The sequence below is a fragment of the Pseudomonas syringae group sp. J309-1 genome (assembly GCF_032582135.1).
GTDB classification, from domain to species: domain Bacteria; phylum Pseudomonadota; class Gammaproteobacteria; order Pseudomonadales; family Pseudomonadaceae; genus Aquipseudomonas; species Aquipseudomonas quasicaspiana.
The window spans coordinates 1-18,862 of record NZ_JAWHNU010000038.1 but is presented as its reverse complement, the minus strand read 5'-3'; the positions used below and the strand labels follow the sequence as shown (position 1 = coordinate 18,862).

Genomic DNA, 18,862 nt, shown 5'->3' with positions numbered 1-18,862 from the left:
GTGACCGGCCTGTTTATCACCCTCGAGGGCCCGGAAGGTGCCGGTAAAAGCACCAACCGTGAATACCTTGCAGCGCAACTGCGCGCTGAAGGCATCGACGTATTGCTGACTCGTGAGCCGGGCGGTACGCCGCTGGCTGAACGCATTCGTGAGCTGTTGCTGGCACCCAGCGACGAAGCCATGCATGCCGATACCGAGTTGCTGCTGGTGTTTGCTGCCCGTGCGCAACACTTGGCTGAAGTCATTCGTCCAGCACTGGCGCGTGGCGCAGTGGTCCTGTGTGATCGCTTCACGGATGCAACTTACGCTTATCAAGGTGGTGGTCGTGGCTTGTCCCATGAGCGGATCGCTGCGTTAGAGAGTTTCGTACAGGGCGATTTGCGCCCGGACCTGACTCTGGTGTTCGATTTGCCGGTAGAAGTGGGTCTGGCGCGGGCCTCTGCGCGGGGGCGGCTGGATCGTTTCGAGCAGGAAGGCCGGACCTTTTTCGACGCGGTGCGCAGTACGTATCTGAATCGCGCCAAAGCCGAGCCAGGACGTTATCGTCTGGTGGATGCGGCGCAATCCCTGCCTGACGTGCAGCGCTCTCTCGACGCATTATTGCCTGAGCTGTTGAGTCTGCACCGTGGCTGAAGCTTATCCCTGGCAGGAGCAGCTCTGGCAGCAATTGGCGGGTCGTGCTCAACACGCCCACGCTTATTTGCTGCATGGGCCTATTGGCATTGGCAAGCGAGCACTGGCTGAACGGTTGATGGGCAGCCTGCTGTGCCAGCGACCGGAAGGCCTTGAAGCGTGCGGTCAGTGCAAGTCCTGTCTGTTGCTGGCAGCGGGAAGTCACCCGGACAATTACGTGCTGGAGCCGGAAGAGGCGGATAAGGCGATCAAGGTCGATCAGGTCCGCGATCTGGTGAGTTTTGTGGTGCAGACGGCACAAATGGGTGGCCGCAAAGTGGTATTGATCGAGCCCGTCGAGTCGATGAATATCAACGCCGCCAACGCTTTGTTGAAAAGCCTTGAAGAGCCGTCGGGCAACACCGTTTTGCTGCTGGTCAGTCATCAGCCCAGCCGATTGTTGCCAACGGTCAAAAGCCGTTGCGTGCAACAAGCCTGCCCGCTGCCCAGTGAAGAGATGAGTCTCACATGGCTTGCCAAGGCATTGCCGGAGAGCAGCGAGGAGGAGCGGCGCGAGTTGCTGACCCTCGCCGCTGGTTCTCCCCTTGCTGCTGTCAGCCTTCAGACTCAGGGCGTGCGCGAGCAGCGTGCTCAGGTGGTGGATGGCGTAAAGAAGCTACTCAAGCAGCAACAATCGCCGACCCAACTGGCTGAAGGCTGGAAAGATATCCCGCTGTTGCTGTTGTTTGACTGGTTTTGCGATTGGTCGCACCTTGTTTTGCGATACCAATTGACCGGGGATGAACAAGGCCTGGGTTTGGAGGATATGCGCAAAGTAGTGCAGTATCTGGCGCAGAAGTCCGCGCAGGGCAAGGTGCTCGAGATTCAGGACTGGATTCTGGCCCAGCGTCAGAAAGTCATGTCCAAGGCCAACCTGAACAGGGTATTACTGCTTGAGGCCTTGCTGGTTCAATGGTCGGGGCTGATCAGTCAGCGCTAGCGTTTAGTCGTTGGACGGAAATGCATTTAAATTCAGTTGGTTATGTTTTTTGATAGGAGTTGTCATGAGCCTGCCGCCGAGTTCCGGTCCACGAAATGGCATTTTGTCTCTGACTATCAAGGACAAGTCCGTTCTGTACGCGGCCTACATGCCCTTTATCAGAAATGGCGGGCTGTTCATCCCCACCAGTAAAAGCTACAAGCTCGGGGATGAGGTGTTCATGCTGTTGAACCTGATGGATGAACCGGAAAAAATTCCGGTGGCGGGCAAAGTCGCCTGGATCACCCCCAAGGGCGCGCAAGGTAATCGCGCGGCTGGCGTCGGCGTGCAATTCAATGATGGTGACACGACCGCCCGTACCATGATCGAAACCTATCTGGCCGGTGCTTTGAAGTCCGACCGTCCCACTCACACGATGTAGTTGCCTATTTCCATGCTTGTAGATTCCCATTGCCACCTTGACCGCCTGGACCTTGCCGAGCATTCCGGATCCCTGGATGCTGCCCTTGAGGCTGCACGTGGCCGGGGTGTCGGACACTTTCTGTGCATCGGCGTCAGCGCCGAAAACGCCGGAGCAGTGAAGGCGCTTGCCGAGCAATACGATGATGTTGATTGCTCAGTGGGTATCCATCCACTGGACCTGACACCAGGCGAAACGCCAGCGCTGGACTGGCTGCTCAAAGAGCTGGATCACCCCCGGGTGGTGGCGATTGGCGAAACGGGTCTGGACTACCATTACGAGCCCGAAGCGGCGGAGTTGCAGCAGGCGTCGTTTCGACTGCATCTGCAAGCCGCGAACATCACCGGCAAGCCGGTCATCGTTCACACTCGCGGTGCGCGGGCCGACACCTTGAGCCTGCTGCGCGAGGCTGCACTGCCCCAGGGCGGGGTGCTGCACTGTTTCACCGAAGACTGGGACATGGCCAAGGCGGCGCTGGATCTTGGTTTTTACATATCCCTGTCTGGCATCGTCACCTTCCGCAACGCCGATGCGCTGCGCGACGTGGCGCGTCAGGTGCCAGCGGACCGGTTGTTGGTAGAAACGGACTCGCCTTACCTCGCGCCAATCCCATACCGGGGCAAACCCAACCTGCCTCAGTACGTGCGTGAAGTGGCCGAATTTCTGGCCATGTTGCGCGGTGAGTCTTACGAGCAGTTTGCGGAAATGACGACTGCCAACTTTGCCCGACTGTTCCCCTTGGCGCATCTGAAGGCTTGACGAATCGCAGGCAAAAAAAACCCGGGTTCTGGGGGGTGAATCCGGGTTAAGACCATTAGGAGTAAAACAAAGGTGCGCTATCCATCTGCACCTTTATTGGCGCGTCACTTGGGGGAGATGTCGCGCCAACGTACTAAGTATTGGTCATGCTCGCCCGGCGTCCAGTCGCTTCTGTACGTTTTTTAAACAGATTTGGAATAGCGGGGCGGTTGTTGAGTCCGTTTTATCTATGATTTACGGCCACACCTCTGGAATGCTGCCTGGGACCGAGATCGCATTGCCTGTTGGAGCGAGGCTTGCCCGCGAATCAGTTGGTGCGGCGTGTCAGATGGCCCGCGTCATCGTTCTTCGCGGGCAAGCCTCGCTCCAGCAGGGGGAGCGAGGTTTTCATGTGGGAGCCGAGCTTGCTCGCGATGAGACCAACACCATTCTTTCCCCGAAGTGAGTTCCCGGATTGTCCGACACTCTCCCGTCAAAACCTGCACTTCACGCATTTAACGCACCATGGTCGGATGATCCGTGCAATTTCGCGCGGGTTAGGCATAATGCAGAGCTTCGATTTTGAGCCGTGCAGACCTTCTTAATATGCAAAAAGAACCTCGTAAGGTCCGTGAGTTTCGCCGCCGTGAGCAGGAAATCCTCGACACGGCGCTTAAGTTATTTCTCGATGAAGGCGAAGACAGCGTTACTGTCGAGATGATTGCGGACGCCGTCGGTATTGGCAAAGGCACCATCTACAAGCACTTCAAATCCAAGGCGGAAATCTATTTGCGCCTGATGCTCGACTACGAGCGTGATCTGAACGAGTTACTGCATTCAGCAGATCTGGAAAAGGACAAGGAGTCACTTTCCCGCGCCTACTTCGAATTCCGCATGCGTGATCCACAGCGTTATCGGCTGTTTGATCGTCTGGAAGAGAAGGTCGTCAAAGGCAATCAGGTGCCAGAACTGGTCGAGGAGCTGCACAAGATCCGCGCCTCGAACTTCGAACACCTGACGCTGCTGATCAAAGGGCGGATCAACGAAGGCAAGCTCGAAGACGTCCCGCCGTATTTCCACTACTGCGCTGCCTGGGCTTTGGTGCATGGCGCCGTTGCGCTCTACCACTCGCCGTTCTGGAGCAATGTGCTTGAAGATCAGGAAGGCTTTTTTCAATTTCTGATGGATATCGGCGTGCGCATGGGCAACAAGCGCAAGCGCGATACAGATGTCATGGCCGATCCCAAGGCAGATTCCGCAGATCAGTAACCGGGCTGCTCCAAGGCTCTGTTTCAGGCATGCTGCACATTAAAACCCGCATTATTCAGCTTCCATGCACGCTCTGGCTCGGAAGCTGCATCCGACGACCATTCGCCGGTTTTCCGTCACCGGCATTTGGGAGGGGAATAATGCGTAGCCTGGTTCTGTTACTGGCGCTGTTGGCGTTGAGTGGTTGCATGAGTGTCAGCGATCTGGCCCAAGGCACCAAGGATCAACTGAGTGATGCCGGGATTCTCGACCACGGCGAAACCCGTCGTATCGGCAATTGGCGCATACAGGCTGACTCGTTCATCTATATCGCTCAAGGCGCGTTCGTACCGCCTAATTCCAGTCCCCATCCCAAGCAGAACGTAGTGGCTGAAGAAGCCTTCAACGGCTTCGTTGAATATTTCCCGATGGTTCGTCGCGCCCGTACCCCATTGGGGCTGGATGAGGCAATGACCGAAGCCCGTGGTTTCGGCGCGCATTACTTGCTCTACACTCGTTTTGCCAAGGCTGACGATCGGATCGGCAATACGGATGAATGGTCCGATCAGGAAGCGCTGGATCGGCTCGGTATTGATAACGGCGTGATCCAGTTGATGCTGATCGAAACCAGTACCCGCTACCTGATCGACACCGCTCGTATTCGTATTCGCGGCGGATTGCTGACGTTCTACGACAATAAACCAGAAGACCTGCTCGGCCCGCCGCTTGAGGAATATGCTCGCAGCCTGTTGGGTCTGAGTCGCTAAGGAGAAAAAATGACCGGTCCGGGCAAGGCCAATGATCTGTTCGCGCAGATCCCCAAGAGCAAAGGATTACCACCCGTTCACCTGTGGAATCCGGATTTCTGCGGCGATATCGACATGCGTATCGCGCGGGATGGCACCTGGTTCTACCTGGGTACGCCAATTGGTCGCAAACCCATGGTTCGGTTGTTTTCCACGATCATGCGTCGCGATGGCGACGATTACTTCCTGATTACTCCCGTGGAGAAGGTCCGGATTCGCGTCGATGACGCACCGTTCGTGGCGGTCAGTCTGGTGGTGGAGGGCGAAGGCGAGCAGCAGATTTTGCGCTTCTCGACCAATGTCGAGGATGATACCGAAGCAGGCCCGGATCACCCGTTACGCGTGATAGTCGATCCCCAGACTGAAGAGCCGGCCCCCTACATTCATGTGCGGGCCAACCTTGAAGCACTGATTCATCGCAACGTGTTCTACCAGTTGGTGGAGCTGGCCGTTTCCCGCGACATTGATGGTCAGCGCTGGCTGGGCGTCTGGAGTCACGGAGAGTTCTTTCCCATAGGCCTTGAGCCTTGAATCAATAAGTTGCCGCTCAATTGCTTGCTTTGTACTCGGCGGTTAAAGTGCCGCTCCCCGTTTTACCTGAGGTTTTTGCATGAGTCAGTCCTTTGATATTGCCGTTATCGGCGCCACCGGTACTGTCGGCGAAACCATCGTCCAGATTCTCGAAGAGCGTAACTTCCCGGTTGCGCAGTTGCATCTGCTGGCCAGTATCGAGTCGGCAGGTCATTCCGTGCCGTTCAGAGGCAAAAACGTGCGTGTGCGCGAAGTCGACGAGTTCGATTTCAGCAAGGCGCAGGTTGCGCTCTTTGCAGCGGGTCCGGCGATTACCCGCAGCTATGCTGCCCGTGCGACCGCTGCCGGGTGTTCGGTCATTGATCTGTCTGGTGGATTGTCCCCGGAGGAAGCTCCGAACGTCGTTCCCGAAATCAATGGCGCTTTGATCGAGTCGTACGGCAAACCGTTTCAGGTGGGCAGCCCAAGTTCTTCCGGTGCAGCGTTGGCGCTGACACTGGCACCTTTGCTGGCGGTGCTGGACATTCAGCGTGTCAGCGTCACGGCCTGTCTGGCGGTATCGAGCCAAGGGCGTGAAGGCGTCGCTGAACTGGCGCGTCAGACGACAGAATTGCTCAATGTTCGTCCGCTGGAGCCGCGCTTTTTTGACCGGCAAATGGCCTTCAACTTGCTGGCCCAAGTGGGTACGCCAGATGCAGAAGGGCATGTACCGCTGGAAAAACGTCTGGTGGCGGAGTTGCGAGAGTTGCTGGCTCTGCCTTTACTGAAGGTTTCTGCGGCAACCGTGCAGGCACCGCTGTTTTTTGGCGACAGCTTCACGGTTTCGCTGGTGACGGCGGCACCTGTGAATCTCGGAGCGGTCAACAAGGCACTGGAGTCTGCGGCTGGAATCGAGTTGGTCGAAGCCGGTGATTACCCGACTGCGGTCGGCGATGCTGTAGGGCAGGACGTTGTTTATGTAGGACGCGTCCGGAGTGGGATCGATGATCCTTGTGAGTTAAATCTGTGGGTCACGTCGGACAATGTACGCAAAGGTGCAGCTCTCAACGCTGTGCAGCTCGCTGAATTGTTGATAAAAGACTATGTGTAAAAGATACTTGGCGGCAATTTGAAGAATCATTCTAGCCAGGCGTGTCCTCCAAGCTCCTGAGATGAGTACTTTTACCTCTCGGATGCCGAGGAATTTTTTAACAAGGGATGGGCTATGGTTCAGGTTCGCAAACTGGTTTTAGCAATTGCTGCGGCTTCCGCGCTGTCATCTGGAATGGCGCACGCGCTGGGGCTTGGGGAATTGTCGGTCAAGTCGACCCTGAACCAGCCGTTGGTAGCCGAAATTGAACTGACGGAAGCGCAGGGGCTTAACGCCTCGCAAGTGGTGCCGAGTCTGGCAACCACCGCCGATTTCGCTCAGGCCGGTGTCACCCGTCAGGCGTTTCTCAACGACCTTACGTTTACCCCGGTGATCAACGCCAGCGGCAAGAGTGTCTTGCGTATTACCTCCAGCAGGCCGGTACGCGAACCCTTTGTGAAATTCCTCGTTCAAGTGTTGTGGCCAAACGGTCGCTTGCTGCGCGAGTACAGCCTGCTGCTGGATCCGCCTAAATATTCCCCGGAAGCGGCAGCCGCTGCTGCAGCGGCCGCTTCAGCTCCAACTGCTGCGACCCAGTTGCCTTCTACGGCACCGGCTGCCGAGCAACCGGCTGCTCCGGCGCCAACGCCAGCCGCCGAGACGCCGGCCGCGCCAGCGCCAGTCGCGGACAGCATTGCCAGGCAGGCTTCGTACACCACTAGCAATAACGACACGTTGTGGGAAATTGCCGAGAAAAATCGCAATGGCGGCACCGTACAACAGACGATGCTGGCGATTCAGGCGCTGAACCCGGACGCATTCATTGGCGGCAATATCAATAGACTCAAGAAAGGTCAGGTATTGCGTTTGCCGACGCCCTCGCAGTCAACGACCTTGCCTCAGCCTCAAGCGATCACCGAAGTGGCTGCGCAGAATCAGGCGTGGCGTCAGGGGCGTAGAACGCCTTCCGGCACGCGTCAGGTTGATGCAACCCGTCGCGATCGTGCCGGTGAGGCACCTTCCCGGGTGGAAGCGGGCGATAACCTGAGTCTGGTATCTGCAGGTTCAAATGCTGCGGGCAAAGGCTCTGCAGGCGAGAAAGAATTAAGCAACAAGCTGGCCGTGGCTCAGGAAAATCTGGACACCGCACGTCGTGATAACGCGGAGCTCAAGAGCCGCATGAACGACCTGCAAAGCCAGCTGGACAAGATGCAGCGTCTGATTCAGCTGAAAAGCGATCAATTGGCCAAGATGCAGGCTGCCGGAGGCGTAGTTCCGCCTGCGACTCCGGGTGCGACGCCTGATGCCGCAGCGGCCGCAAAACCTGCTGACTCGGCCATGCCCGCCACAGTGGTTGGCGCGCCGGGTACGCCTGAGGCTGCGGCCAAGCCACCAGGTGAGATTGCCCCGGAAGATGCGCTACCGGCTGGTGCCGCTCAGGTCACCGCGCCTGGTGCAGATCAGCCGTTGGCCGTTGAGCCGGTAGTCGCGCCGGAGTCCGACGCGGATAACGCCTTCAAACAGTTGCTCAATAATCCGATTGTGCTTGGCATCATCGGCGGCGCTGTGGTGCTGTTCCTGCTTCTGTTGATGCTGTTCCTGGCCCGTCGTCGCAATGCCAAGGCCGAGGCCGAGAAGCACAAGCGCATGGCGCGTGCTCTGGCTGAAGAGTCTGACTTTGTGTCCGACATGGATATGGACGTGCCGCAAGCCAGTTTCGAAGGGTTGGGCGTTGCTTCGCCTAACGTGGCAATGACGCCACCGCCTGCTGCTGGCGGTCCGAAAGAGCGTCCGGCTGATCCGCTGGTTCAGGCTGAAATCCATATCGCTTACGGCCGCATGAATCAGGCGGTCGAACTTCTGGAAGAGGCTGTTAAAGAAGATCCTGCTCGTGATGATATCCGTCTCAAGCTGATGGAAATCTACGCCGAGCAGGGCAACACCAAAGCTTTCGCCGCGCACGAGCGCAAAGTGGTGGCACGGGGAAAGCATGAAGCTGAGGTCGAGCAGCTAAAGAGTCGTTACCCGACCATGGTTACCGCAGCTGTTGTGGCTGCGGCGGCAACAGCGACGGCTGCAGCAGTGGCCGCCGAACTGGATGCGAAATACGTTGAGGAGCTGCTGCTCGACGAAGAAGAACCGCAGCCGCCTGTCGCTGAAGTACAGCCAGAGCCAGAGCTGGCTTCAGAGCCGGAACTGGAACCTGAGCCAGTCGTCGCAGCGTCAGTCCCTGAAGCTGAAGTTCCGGCTGCTGAGGTTGATGACTTCGAGCAGGATTTCGATCTGAGCCTGGACGATCTGGAACAGGCTTCGCCGGAGCACGTGGTCGATCTGACCGCGCCGGCAGAGGTGAGCGATTTCGAGCTGGATGCACCAACACCTGAGCCTGAGCCGCAGGAGCCGAGCTTTGAGTCGCTCCTGAAGCAGCAGACTGAAGCGCCCGTGGTCAGCACGCCTGACGACCTGGACGATTTCGATCTGGATCTGGCGGAAGACGAACCCGGGCTGACCACGGAAGATGATTTCCTGCTCAGCCTCGACGAAGAGCCGTTGGACCTGGGTGAGCCTGCTCCTGTAGTGGCAGCCGAATCTGAACCTGAGCTGGAGCACGATCTGGACTTGCCGGATGACTTCGACCTGTCGCTGTCTGACGAAATCGAGTCTGATCCTGCCGCCCAGGCATTCGCTTCCGAGATTGAGGACGTCAACGCCGAACTGGAGCGTTTGTCGCAGAATCTTGAGCACCCGCCGATGGCAGAGCCTTTCGAGACGCCTAGCTTCACCGCTGATGACATGGCGTCGATGGATGATGAGCCAGAGTTCGATTTCCTGTCCGGCACCGACGAAGCCGCCACCAAGCTCGATCTGGCACGCGCCTACATCGAAATGGGTGACAGCGACGGCGCTCGCGATATCCTTGATGAAGTGGTGTCCGAGGGTAATGACGGTCAGAAAACCGAAGCGCGGGACATGCTCTCTCGTCTGGTCTGATTCGTTACCGCTGTGTTGCAACGGCCGCTTATGCGGCCGTTTGCATTTATAGCGTCGGGCACATGGCGTCTTTTTTCGACGGCCCTATAATGGCCGCCATTTTGCAATCCGACAGGCTTTTACCTCTTGGCGAACATAGATAACCCGGCAGCTGAAATGGCTGCTGAAGGCTTTTCCCGAATTGCGCTCGGGGTCGAATACAAAGGCTCGCGTTATTCCGGTTGGCAGCGTCAGGCATCCGGCGTGCTGACGGTTCAGGAAACCCTCGAAAACGCATTGTCGAAAGTCGCCGATTCGCCAGTCTCGTTGATGTGCGCCGGACGAACCGATGCCGGTGTGCATGCCTGCGGGCAGGTCGTGCATTTCGATACGCAGGCCCAGCGCTCGATGAAGGCCTGGGTGATGGGCGCCAACATCAATTTGCCCCATGACATCAGTGTCAGTTGGGCCAGGGTCATGCCTGCAGATTTCCACGCGCGCTTCAAAGCCATCGCACGCCGTTATCGCTACGTGATCTACAACGACCAGATCCGTCCGGCGCACCTGAATCAGGAAATTACCTGGAACCATCGCCCGCTGGATGTCGAGCGCATGGCGCAGGCAGCGCAGTACCTGGTCGGGACTCATGATTTCAGTGCTTTCCGTGCAGGGCAGTGTCAGGCCAAGTCGCCCGTCAAACAGCTGCATCATCTGCGGGTGACGCAGCACGGCAAGATGATTGTCATCGATATACGTGCCAATGCGTTTCTGCACCACATGGTGCGCAATATCGCTGGTGTGCTGATGACCATTGGCGCAGGAGAGCGGCCGGTTGAGTGGGCGAGCGAGGTGCTGGAAAGCAAGGTTCGTCGAACGGGCGGGGTGACCGCGCACCCGTTCGGGCTTTATCTGGTACAGGTGGAGTATCGCGACGAGTTTCCACTGCCTGAGCGTTATATCGGGCCGCACTTTCTTACGGGCTTCTCGGAACTTGACGGCTGACGCCTGTAACAGCATTTGTTAACATCCGGGCCTTTCCCGAAAGGCTTGAGGTTTTCTTTACATGTCAGCCGTTCGCAGCAAGATCTGCGGGATTACCCGCATAGAAGATGCATTGGCTGCCGTCGAGGCGGGTGCCGATGCCATCGGCTTCGTGTTTTACGCCAAAAGCCCAAGGGCAGTGAGCATTCAACAAGCGCGGGCAATCATTGCCGCCTTGCCGCCGTTTATCAGTACGGTGGGTTTGTTCGTCAATGCCAGTCGTTGTGAGCTCAACGAAACCCTGGATGCTGTGCCGCTGGATATGTTGCAGTTCCACGGAGATGAGACGCCTGAGCAGTGCGACGGCTATCATCGTCCGTTCATCAAGGCATTGCGGGTGCAGGCGGGTGACGATATCGCTGCCAGTTGCCGTTTGTACTCCAGGGCGAGCGGTATCCTGCTCGACACATTTGTCGCAGGCGTTCCAGGCGGTACGGGTGAAACCTTTGACTGGGCGCTGATCCCGAACAGTCTGGAAAAGCCGATTATCCTGGCCGGCGGTTTGACCTCTGCCAACGTGGCTCAGGCCATTACCCAGGTTCGGCCTTACGCGGTGGACGTCAGCGGCGGTGTTGAGAAGAGCAAGGGCATCAAGGATCATGACAAGATTCGTGCGTTCATGAGCGCAGTGCACGGCTGCTGATGGCGGTTCGATGTGACGGGTTTTCGTCGGCCACCGTCCATAATCCTGTCTGTGCGACAGGCAGTCCCGGATAAGCGGGCAGATTTTTTACGGGTGAGGTTCGAATGGCCTCGCCACGGTTGTTGAATCGCGATTGAAGCTGTGCGGCTGGCACGCCACGATATTTGGCAGCCACCGACAAGCTGCTTCAATTCATTTACGAATTAGTTAAAAGGGCATGCGCAGGGTGCTGAGTCACCCGGCGTTCGAGCCACCGGTACTGGAGATATAAAGCATGAGCAACTGGTTGGTAGACAAACTGATCCCTTCGATCATGCGTTCCGAGGTCAAGAAGAGCTCGGTTCCTGAAGGCCTCTGGCATAAATGCCCATCCTGCGAAGCGGTGCTTTATCGTCCAGAGCTGGAAAAGACCCTGGACGTTTGCCCCAAGTGCAACCACCACATGCGCATCGGCGCGCGTGCTCGTCTGGATATCTTCCTCGATGAAGAAGGTCGTTCCGAAATCGGTGCCGATCTGGAGCCGGTTGATCGTCTCAAGTTCCGCGACAGCAAAAAGTACAAGGATCGCCTGGTCGGTGCCCAGAAACAGACCGGTGAAAAAGATGCACTGATTTCCATGAGCGGATCCCTGTTGGGCATGCCGGTTGTGGTCTCGGCGTTCGAGTTCTCCTTCATGGGCGGTTCGATGGGCGCGATCGTAGGCGAGCGCTTCGTTCAGGCTGCCAACTATGCGCTGGAAAAACGCTGCCCGATGATCTGCTTCGCCGCTTCCGGTGGCGCGCGTATGCAGGAAGCGTTGATCTCGCTGATGCAAATGGCCAAGACTTCGGCCGTGCTGGCGCGTCTTCGCGAAGAAGGCCTGCCGTTCATCTCCGTACTGACCGACCCGGTTTACGGCGGTGTTTCCGCGAGTCTGGCCATGCTGGGTGACGTGATCGTCGCTGAGCCAAAGGCTCTGATCGGCTTTGCCGGTCCTCGTGTCATTGAGCAGACCGTTCGTGAAAAACTGCCGGAAGGCTTCCAGCGCAGTGAGTTCCTGCTGGACCACGGCGCTATCGACATGATCATTCCTCGTCAGGAACTGCGTCAGCGCTTGGGTAACCTCCTGGCGCAAATGATGAACCTGCCGACACCCAAGTTCGTCGCGCCGGTTATCGAGCCAATCATCGTTCCTCCGGCGCCCGCCAACGTATGACGCCAGGATCCCTGGGTGATTGGCTCGCCTATCTGGAGCAGTTGCATCCCTCTGCCATTGATATGGGGCTGGACAGGTCGCGACAGGTAGCGCAGCAATTGGGTTTGACCCGGCCTGCGCCCAGGGTGATTACGGTAACCGGTACCAACGGCAAAGGTTCGACCTGCGCCTTTCTGGCTTCGTTGCTCCGCGCTCAGGGTCTTAAGGTCGGTGTTTACAGTTCTCCGCATTTGTTGCGCTACAACGAGCGTGTGCAAGTGCAGGGCGTTGAGGCCACTGATTTAGAACTCTGCGATGCGTTCGCCGCTGTCGAGGCTGCGCGTGGCGATGTCACGCTGACCTATTTCGAAATGGGGACTCTGGCGGCTTTCTGGCTTTTCGAGCAGGCGGCGCTTGATGTCGCGGTGCTTGAGGTGGGTTTGGGTGGTCGTCTCGATGCCGTCAACCTGATCGATTCCGATCTGGCGGTAGTGACCAGCATCGGTATCGATCACGCGGACTGGCTGGGCGATACCCGCGAGTCCGTAGCGTTCGAAAAGGCGGGGATTTTCCGCGAAGGTTGCCCAGTGCTGTGCGGTGATCCTGATCCTCCTGCGCCACTTCTCGACAAGGCCAAACAACTCAATTGCCCGCTGATGCTGCGCGGCCGTGAGTTCGATCTGTCGATCAGTGAACGGAACTGGAGCTGGACGGGGCGAGACGGGCAGGGGCAGCGGGTTGAATTGCTTGATTTGCCATTGCTTGACCTTCCTATGGAAAACGCAGCCTTGGCGTTGCAGGCTTATCTATTGCTGGATATTGCCTGGCAGCCGGAGCTGATTCTTGCTGCATTGCTCGATACACGGATCATCGGTCGTCTGGATCGTCGCGCCTTCAACTGGCATGGCAAGCGGCTGAATCTGCTGATGGACGTGGGGCACAACCCCCACGCTGCGCAGTTTCTGGCGCAACGCATGGCTCAGCGTCCGGTGGCAGGAAAGCGCTTGGCGGTCTTTGGTCTGTTGGCTGACAAGGAGCTGGAAGGTGTCGTTGCCGAGCTGGCTTCCAGTATCGCTGACTGGGCTGTTGCACCGCTTCCGACCTCGCGCAGCCGACCAGCAGCGGATTTGCAGGTTGCACTTGAGAACCTTGGTGCGCACGTGACGTCCTATCAGAGTGTTGCGCTGGCACTTGAAGCCCAATGCGCGCACGCTACAGCCGATGACGAGATTTTGCTGTTCGGGTCTTTTTACTGTGTTGCCGAGGCCCTGGAATGGTTGACCCGGCACGCCATAGAGGAAGCTGCAAATGGCTTTGCTGGATAACGTATTCAAACAGCGAATGGTCGGTGCCCTGGTGCTTATCGCCGTGGCGGTGATCTTCCTGCCTATGCTGTTCACACGTCAGGATGAGACGCGCCACGTTCAGGTCGATGCGCCCGCTGCTCCGCAAGCGCCTGCAGCGCCTCAAGTGCAGGTTCAGCCAGTGCCGGTGCCTGAGCCTCAGGTTCCCACTCAGGAGCCTATCCCTGGCGACGATGAAATAGCTGCGCAAAGCCAGGCACCGTCCATGCCTATCGCTCCGGCTCCGCCTGAAGTGAAGACTGCGACCCCGCCTGCCGTCAAGCCGGCCGCCAAGCCAGCTCCGACGCCAGCTCCGACGCCAACACCGGCGCCAGCCCCGGCGGCGCCTGCAGCACAAGCGACTGCCAAACCCGCCACGCCGTCAGGTGTCGACGCTAACGGTCTGTCGGTAAGCTGGTCGGTACAATTGGCGAGCATGTCCAATCGTGCCAATGCCGACAACCTGCAGAAGACCCTGCGCACTCAGGGCTATAACGCCTACATCCGTACCGCAGGCGGCGTGAACCGGGTGTTTGTGGGTCCATTGATCGAGCGTGCAGAAGCTGATCGCTTGCGTGACCAGCTCGACAAGCAACAGAAGCTCAAGGGCATTGTGGTGCGCTTTCAGCCTGAGCAGGGTTGATGCTTTTCAGATGATTGCACAGCTGCCGGAAATGCTGCTTACCGGCAGGCTGGCGCTCTGCTAAAATGCGCCGCCTTATCTGTTTGCAGGCTCAAACGTGCCCTTTACCCCGGTCGACTGGGCGATCTTCGCGATCGTCGCTATCTCCGCTCTGATCAGTCTCAAGCGCGGCTTCGTCAAGGAAGCCCTGTCTCTGGTGACCTGGATCATTGCAGGCGTCGTCGCCTGGATGTTTGGCGCGGGATTATCAGGTTATTTGGTCAACTACATCGAAACACCGTCGTTTCGGGTTATTGCGGCCTGTACTATTCTATTCGTCGCCACCTTGCTGGTTGGCGCAATGATCAACTTTCTTATTGGGGAACTGATTCGTGTCACCGGGCTTTCCGGGACCGATCGCTTTCTCGGCATGGTCTTTGGCGCAGCGCGCGGAGGCTTGCTTGTAGTAGTGGCAGTCGGGCTGTTGAGCCTGGGGCCGGTACAACAGGATCAATGGTGGCAGCAATCGAGGTTGGTGCCGCAATTTCTCATGGTCGCTGACTGGTCGAAAAACCTGATTCTCGGGATGTCCAGCAAGTGGCTCGCCAGCGGAGTCAGCGTACCTGCTGAACTGCCGTTCAAGGAACACCTCCTGCCGCCTACAATGCCGCAGGAAGTGCTCGGTAAATCCAGTTCCACTAAGTAGGGGTTGTGTCGCATGTGTGGCATCGTCGGTATCGTCGGTAAGTCGAACGTCAATCAGGCGCTGTATGACGCGCTCACCGTCCTCCAGCACCGCGGCCAGGACGCTGCCGGTATCGTAACCAGCCACGACGGCCGGTTATTCCTGCGCAAGGACAACGGCCTGGTACGTGATGTGTTCCATCAGCGCCATATGCAGCGTCTGGTCGGGCACATGGGTATTGGTCATGTGCGCTATCCAACGGCAGGCAGCTCGACTTCAGCTGAAGCCCAGCCGTTTTACGTCAACTCGCCGTATGGCATTACGTTGGCGCACAACGGCAACCTGACCAACGTTGAGCAACTGGCCAAGGAGATTTACGAATCTGACCTGCGCCACGTCAACACCAATTCCGATTCGGAAGTGCTGCTGAACGTTTTCGCTCATGAACTGGCCGTGCGCGGCAAGTTGCAGCCAACCGAAGAAGACATCTTCGCTGCTGTCACTGACGTGCATAAACGCTGCCGTGGCGGTTACGCCGTGGTCGCGATGATCACCGGCTACGGTATCGTCGGTTTCCGCGATCCTGACGCCATCCGTCCGATCGTTTTCGGTCAGCGTCACACCGATGAAGGCGTCGAGTACATGATCGCCTCCGAGAGCGTTTCACTGGACGTGCTCGGCTTCACCCTGATTCGCGATCTGGCGCCGGGCGAAGCGGTTTACATCACTGAAGATGGCAAGCTGCACACTCGTCAGTGCGCAACCAATCCCAAGTACGCACCGTGCATTTTCGAGCACGTCTATCTGGCGCGTCCGGACTCGATCATCGACGGTATCTCGGTCTACAAGGCGCGTCTGCGCATGGGCGAGAAGCTGGCTGACAAGATCATGCGCGAGCGTCCGGATCACGACATCGACGTGGTTATCCCTATTCCGGACACCAGCCGCACGGCGGCACTGGAACTGGCCAACCATCTGGGCGTCAAGTTCCGCGAAGGTTTCGTCAAGAACCGCTACATCGGCCGTACGTTCATCATGCCCGGTCAGGCCGCGCGCAAGAAATCCGTACGCCAGAAGCTCAACGCCATCGAGCTGGAGTTCCGCGGCAAGAACGTCATGCTGGTGGATGACTCCATCGTGCGTGGCACCACTTGCAAGCAGATCATCCAGATGGCCCGTGAAGCCGGTGCCAAGAACGTTTACTTCTGCTCCGCGGCACCTGCCGTTCGTTACCCGAACGTTTACGGTATCGACATGCCAAGCGCTCATGAGCTGATCGCTCATAACCGTAGCACTCAGGACGTTGCTGATCTGATCGGTGCCGACTGGTTGATCTATCAGGACCTGAACGACCTGATCGAAGCGGTGAGTGGCAGCAAGAAGATCAAAATCGACAACTTCGATTGCTCGGTCTTCGACGGCAAGTACGTGACCGGTGATATCGACGAGCATTACCTGAACAAGATCGAGTCGGCGCGTAATGACGCCTCCAAGGTCAAGACCCAGGCGGTCAGCGCGATCATCGATCTGTACAACAACTAATCATCACGGAGAGGGCGCATGACTCAGGAATGGGATGCCGGTCGGCTGGACAGCGACCTTGAGGGCGTTGGCTTCGACACACTCGCTGTGCGTGCCGGTCAACACCGCACGCCGGAAGGCGAGCATAGCGATCCGCTGTTCTTCACCTCAAGTTATGTGTTCCGTTCAGCCGCCGACGCGGCTGCGCGTTTCGCAGGCGAAGTGCCGGGCAACGTTTACTCGCGCTACACCAACCCGACGGTGCGCTCGTTCGAAGAACGTATCGCAGCGCTGGAAGGCGCCGAGCAGGCCGTTGCCGCTTCAAGCGGCATGGCCGCGATCATGGCGGTGGTCATGAGCTTTTGCAGCGCTGGCGATCACGTGCTGGTTTCCCGGAGCGTATTCGGCTCGACCATCAGTCTGTTCGAGAAGTACTTCAAGCGTTTTGGCGTTGAAGTGGATTACGTGCCGCTCGCCGAACTGGCTGGCTGGGATGCCGCTATCAAGCCCAACACCAAAATGCTGTTTGTTGAATCACCGTCCAATCCTCTGGCCGAACTGGTCGATATCGCCGCTCTGGCAGAAATCGCTCACGCCAAAGGCACCCTGCTGGTAGTCGATAACTGCTTCTGCACACCAGCGCTCCAGCAGCCGCTGGCGATGGGTGCTGACATGGTCGTGCATTCCGCCACCAAGTTCATTGACGGCCAGGGCCGCTCCATGGGCGGTGTGGTTGCCGGTCGCAGCGAACAGATGAAAGAAGTGGTCGGCTTCCTGCGCACTGCCGGACCAACCCTAAGCCCATTCAACGCGTGGATCTTCCTCAAGGGCCTCGAAACCCTGAACCTGCGCATGCGCGCTCACTGTGCCAGTGCTCTTGAACTGGCACAGTGGCTGGAGCAGCAGGACGGCATCGAGAAGGTGCATTACGCCGGTCTCGAAAGTCATCCGCAACATGCTCTGGCAAAACGTCAGCAGAAGGCATTCGGCGCGGTTTTGAGCTTCGAGGTCAAGGGTGGCAAAGAAGGCGCGTGGCGTTTCATCGATGCGACACGCCTGATTTCGATCACCGCCAACCTGGGTGACAGCAAAACCACCATCACGCACCCGAGCACTACTTCCCATGGACGTCTGGCGCCTCAGGAGCGTGAAGCTGCGGGCATCCGCGACAGCCTGATCCGGGTTGCTGTAGGCCTGGAAGATGTCGCTGACCTGAAGGCGGATCTGGCGCGTGGTCTTGCGGCACTGTGAATGATTGGGTGATGGAGGCCGCCAGCACCAGTAATGGGCGGGTGGCCCTGGTAACGGGTGCTGCACGAGGGATCGGTCTGGGCATTGCTGCCTGGCTGATTACCGAGGGCTGGCAGGTTGTGCTGGTTGATGTGGATCGCAAGCGAGGCGCTCTGGTCGCTCAGGCACTGGGTGATAACGCGGTCTTCATTGCCATGGACGTCTCCAGCGAAGAGCAGGTCGCGGCAGGCGTGGCCGAGGTCATTGGCCAGTTCGGTCGCCTCGACGCACTGGTATGTAACGCCGCGATTGCCGATCCGCATAACACCACGCTTGAGAGCCTGAGCCTGGCGCACTGGAATCGGGTGCTGGGGATCAACCTCAGTGGTCCGATGCTGCTGGCCAAGCACTGCGCTCCCTACTTGCGCGCTCACGCGGGCAGTATCATCAACCTGACCTCAACCCGCGCGCGCCAGTCAGAAGCCGATACCGAAGCTTATGCAGCGAGTAAGGGCGGCCTGTTGGCGTTGACTCATTCGCTTGCCATCAGCCTGGGGCCCGAGATTCGCGTCAACGCGGTCAGCCCTGGCTGGATTGACGCCCGGGATCCTTCTGTACGGCGTGCTGAGCCGCTATCAGACGCCGATCACGCGCAACATCCGGCGGGCAGAGTAGGCACGGTGGATGATGTGGCAGCGATGATCTCCTGGCTGCTGTCGCGCAATGCCGGGTTCGTCACGGGGCAAGAGTTCGTGGTGGACGGTGGTATGAGCAAGAAGATGATTTATCTGTAGGGCTGTCCCGGTTTCCATGGTGCTGCGCTTTCTGGCGGCAAACGTAGAATGTGTAGGAGCTGCCGAAGGCTGCGATTGCGGAGTGTCAGGATAAACGCTTCGCAGCCTTCGGCAGCTCCTACAGAAATAATGTTGATGTGAGTTCAGAAAGGCGCATCGATATGCGCCTTTTCTGTTTTTGGCGTTCCACTCGATGTTCGCTTGCCTGAATCCGTTTTCAGCTTATTTTAAAAAAACTTCAAGCAGGGTATTGACTTAGGTTCGTTAGGTGCGTAAATTTCGCGGCCTCAACGAAGCAAAGGGTGATTAGCTCAGCTGGGAGAGCAGCTGCCTTACAAGCAGCGGGTCGGCGGTTCGATCCCGTCATCACCCACC

Annotated in this window: 18 protein-coding genes and 1 tRNA gene; all 19 read left to right on the top strand. The window is 58.0% G+C overall.

Features of this window, described 5'->3' with window-relative positions:
* The 19 genes from tmk to RX972_RS18995 all read left to right on the top strand — a co-directional run bounded on the left by tmk (nucleotide 1) and on the right by RX972_RS18995 (nucleotide 18,860).
* Nucleotides 1–633: a dTMP kinase gene (gene tmk / locus RX972_RS19085; protein ID WP_255880446.1), complete on the top strand. Its 633-nt coding sequence runs from the start codon at nucleotides 1–3 to the stop codon at nucleotides 631–633.
* Nucleotides 626–1,612, top strand: a complete 987-nt coding sequence (locus RX972_RS19080; protein WP_231675731.1) for a DNA polymerase III subunit delta' — start codon at nucleotides 626–628, stop codon at nucleotides 1,610–1,612. The genes tmk and RX972_RS19080 overlap by 8 nt, the downstream gene beginning before the upstream one ends.
* A 64-nt stretch (nucleotides 1,613–1,676) precedes the next feature.
* Nucleotides 1,677–2,033, top strand: coding sequence for a PilZ domain-containing protein (locus RX972_RS19075; protein ID WP_027901089.1), 357 nt, complete (start codon nucleotides 1,677–1,679; stop codon nucleotides 2,031–2,033).
* 12 nt (nucleotides 2,034–2,045) lie between these two features.
* On the top strand, nucleotides 2,046–2,831 hold the full coding sequence (locus RX972_RS19070; RefSeq protein WP_027901090.1) for a TatD family hydrolase: 786 nt from the start codon (nucleotides 2,046–2,048) through the stop codon (nucleotides 2,829–2,831).
* A gap of 585 nt (nucleotides 2,832–3,416) precedes the next feature.
* Nucleotides 3,417–4,079: a TetR/AcrR family transcriptional regulator gene (locus RX972_RS19065; RefSeq protein WP_316877629.1), complete on the top strand. Its 663-nt coding sequence runs from the start codon at nucleotides 3,417–3,419 to the stop codon at nucleotides 4,077–4,079.
* Nucleotides 4,080–4,219: 140 nt separating this feature from the next.
* A complete protein-coding gene (locus RX972_RS19060) occupies nucleotides 4,220–4,825 on the top strand; it encodes a DUF4823 domain-containing protein (protein WP_027901092.1) in 606 nt (201 codons plus the stop codon).
* Between the two features lie 9 nt (nucleotides 4,826–4,834).
* Entirely contained in the window at nucleotides 4,835–5,395 is a 561-nt protein-coding gene (locus RX972_RS19055; protein WP_231665727.1) for a DUF1285 domain-containing protein, read from the top strand.
* A 79-nt stretch (nucleotides 5,396–5,474) separates the two neighbouring features.
* On the top strand, nucleotides 5,475–6,485 hold the full coding sequence (locus tag RX972_RS19050) for an aspartate-semialdehyde dehydrogenase (RefSeq protein ID WP_316877628.1): 1,011 nt from the start codon (nucleotides 5,475–5,477) through the stop codon (nucleotides 6,483–6,485).
* 114 nt (nucleotides 6,486–6,599) lie between these two features.
* A complete protein-coding gene (locus RX972_RS19045) occupies nucleotides 6,600–9,455 on the top strand; it encodes a FimV/HubP family polar landmark protein (RefSeq protein WP_316877627.1) in 2,856 nt (951 codons plus the stop codon).
* 156 nt (nucleotides 9,456–9,611) lie between these two features.
* Entirely contained in the window at nucleotides 9,612–10,436 is an 825-nt protein-coding gene (truA, locus tag RX972_RS19040) for a tRNA pseudouridine(38-40) synthase TruA (protein WP_122398133.1), read from the top strand.
* A gap of 61 nt (nucleotides 10,437–10,497) precedes the next feature.
* Nucleotides 10,498–11,118 (top strand): phosphoribosylanthranilate isomerase, encoded by a 621-nt coding sequence (locus RX972_RS19035; protein WP_316877626.1) that lies wholly within the window; start codon nucleotides 10,498–10,500, stop codon nucleotides 11,116–11,118.
* A gap of 274 nt (nucleotides 11,119–11,392) precedes the next feature.
* Complete coding sequence (accD, locus tag RX972_RS19030; protein ID WP_027901098.1) at nucleotides 11,393–12,313, top strand: acetyl-CoA carboxylase, carboxyltransferase subunit beta; 921 nt, start codon at nucleotides 11,393–11,395, stop codon at nucleotides 12,311–12,313.
* A complete protein-coding gene (gene folC, locus RX972_RS19025; protein WP_316877625.1) occupies nucleotides 12,310–13,617 on the top strand; it encodes a bifunctional tetrahydrofolate synthase/dihydrofolate synthase in 1,308 nt (435 codons plus the stop codon). Before accD ends, folC begins: the two co-directional genes overlap by 4 nt.
* A complete protein-coding gene (locus RX972_RS19020; protein WP_316877624.1) occupies nucleotides 13,601–14,278 on the top strand; it encodes an SPOR domain-containing protein in 678 nt (225 codons plus the stop codon). Before folC ends, RX972_RS19020 begins: the two co-directional genes overlap by 17 nt.
* Nucleotides 14,279–14,375: 97 nt before the next feature.
* The gene (locus tag RX972_RS19015) at nucleotides 14,376–14,963 is read left to right on the top strand and encodes a CvpA family protein (RefSeq protein WP_099269634.1); all 588 of its coding nucleotides are present in this window, start codon (nucleotides 14,376–14,378) and stop codon (nucleotides 14,961–14,963) included.
* 12 nt (nucleotides 14,964–14,975) lie between these two features.
* Nucleotides 14,976–16,484: an amidophosphoribosyltransferase gene (purF, locus tag RX972_RS19010; RefSeq protein WP_027901102.1), complete on the top strand. Its 1,509-nt coding sequence runs from the start codon at nucleotides 14,976–14,978 to the stop codon at nucleotides 16,482–16,484.
* Between the two features lie 18 nt (nucleotides 16,485–16,502).
* A complete protein-coding gene (locus RX972_RS19005) occupies nucleotides 16,503–17,714 on the top strand; it encodes an O-succinylhomoserine sulfhydrylase (RefSeq protein WP_027901103.1) in 1,212 nt (403 codons plus the stop codon).
* An 11-nt stretch (nucleotides 17,715–17,725) separates the two neighbouring features.
* Nucleotides 17,726–18,487, top strand: a complete 762-nt coding sequence (locus RX972_RS19000; RefSeq protein ID WP_049827020.1) for an SDR family oxidoreductase — start codon at nucleotides 17,726–17,728, stop codon at nucleotides 18,485–18,487.
* Between the two features lie 300 nt (nucleotides 18,488–18,787).
* Nucleotides 18,788–18,860, top strand: a tRNA-Val gene (locus tag RX972_RS18995).
* Nucleotides 18,861–18,862 lie beyond the last annotated feature (2 nt).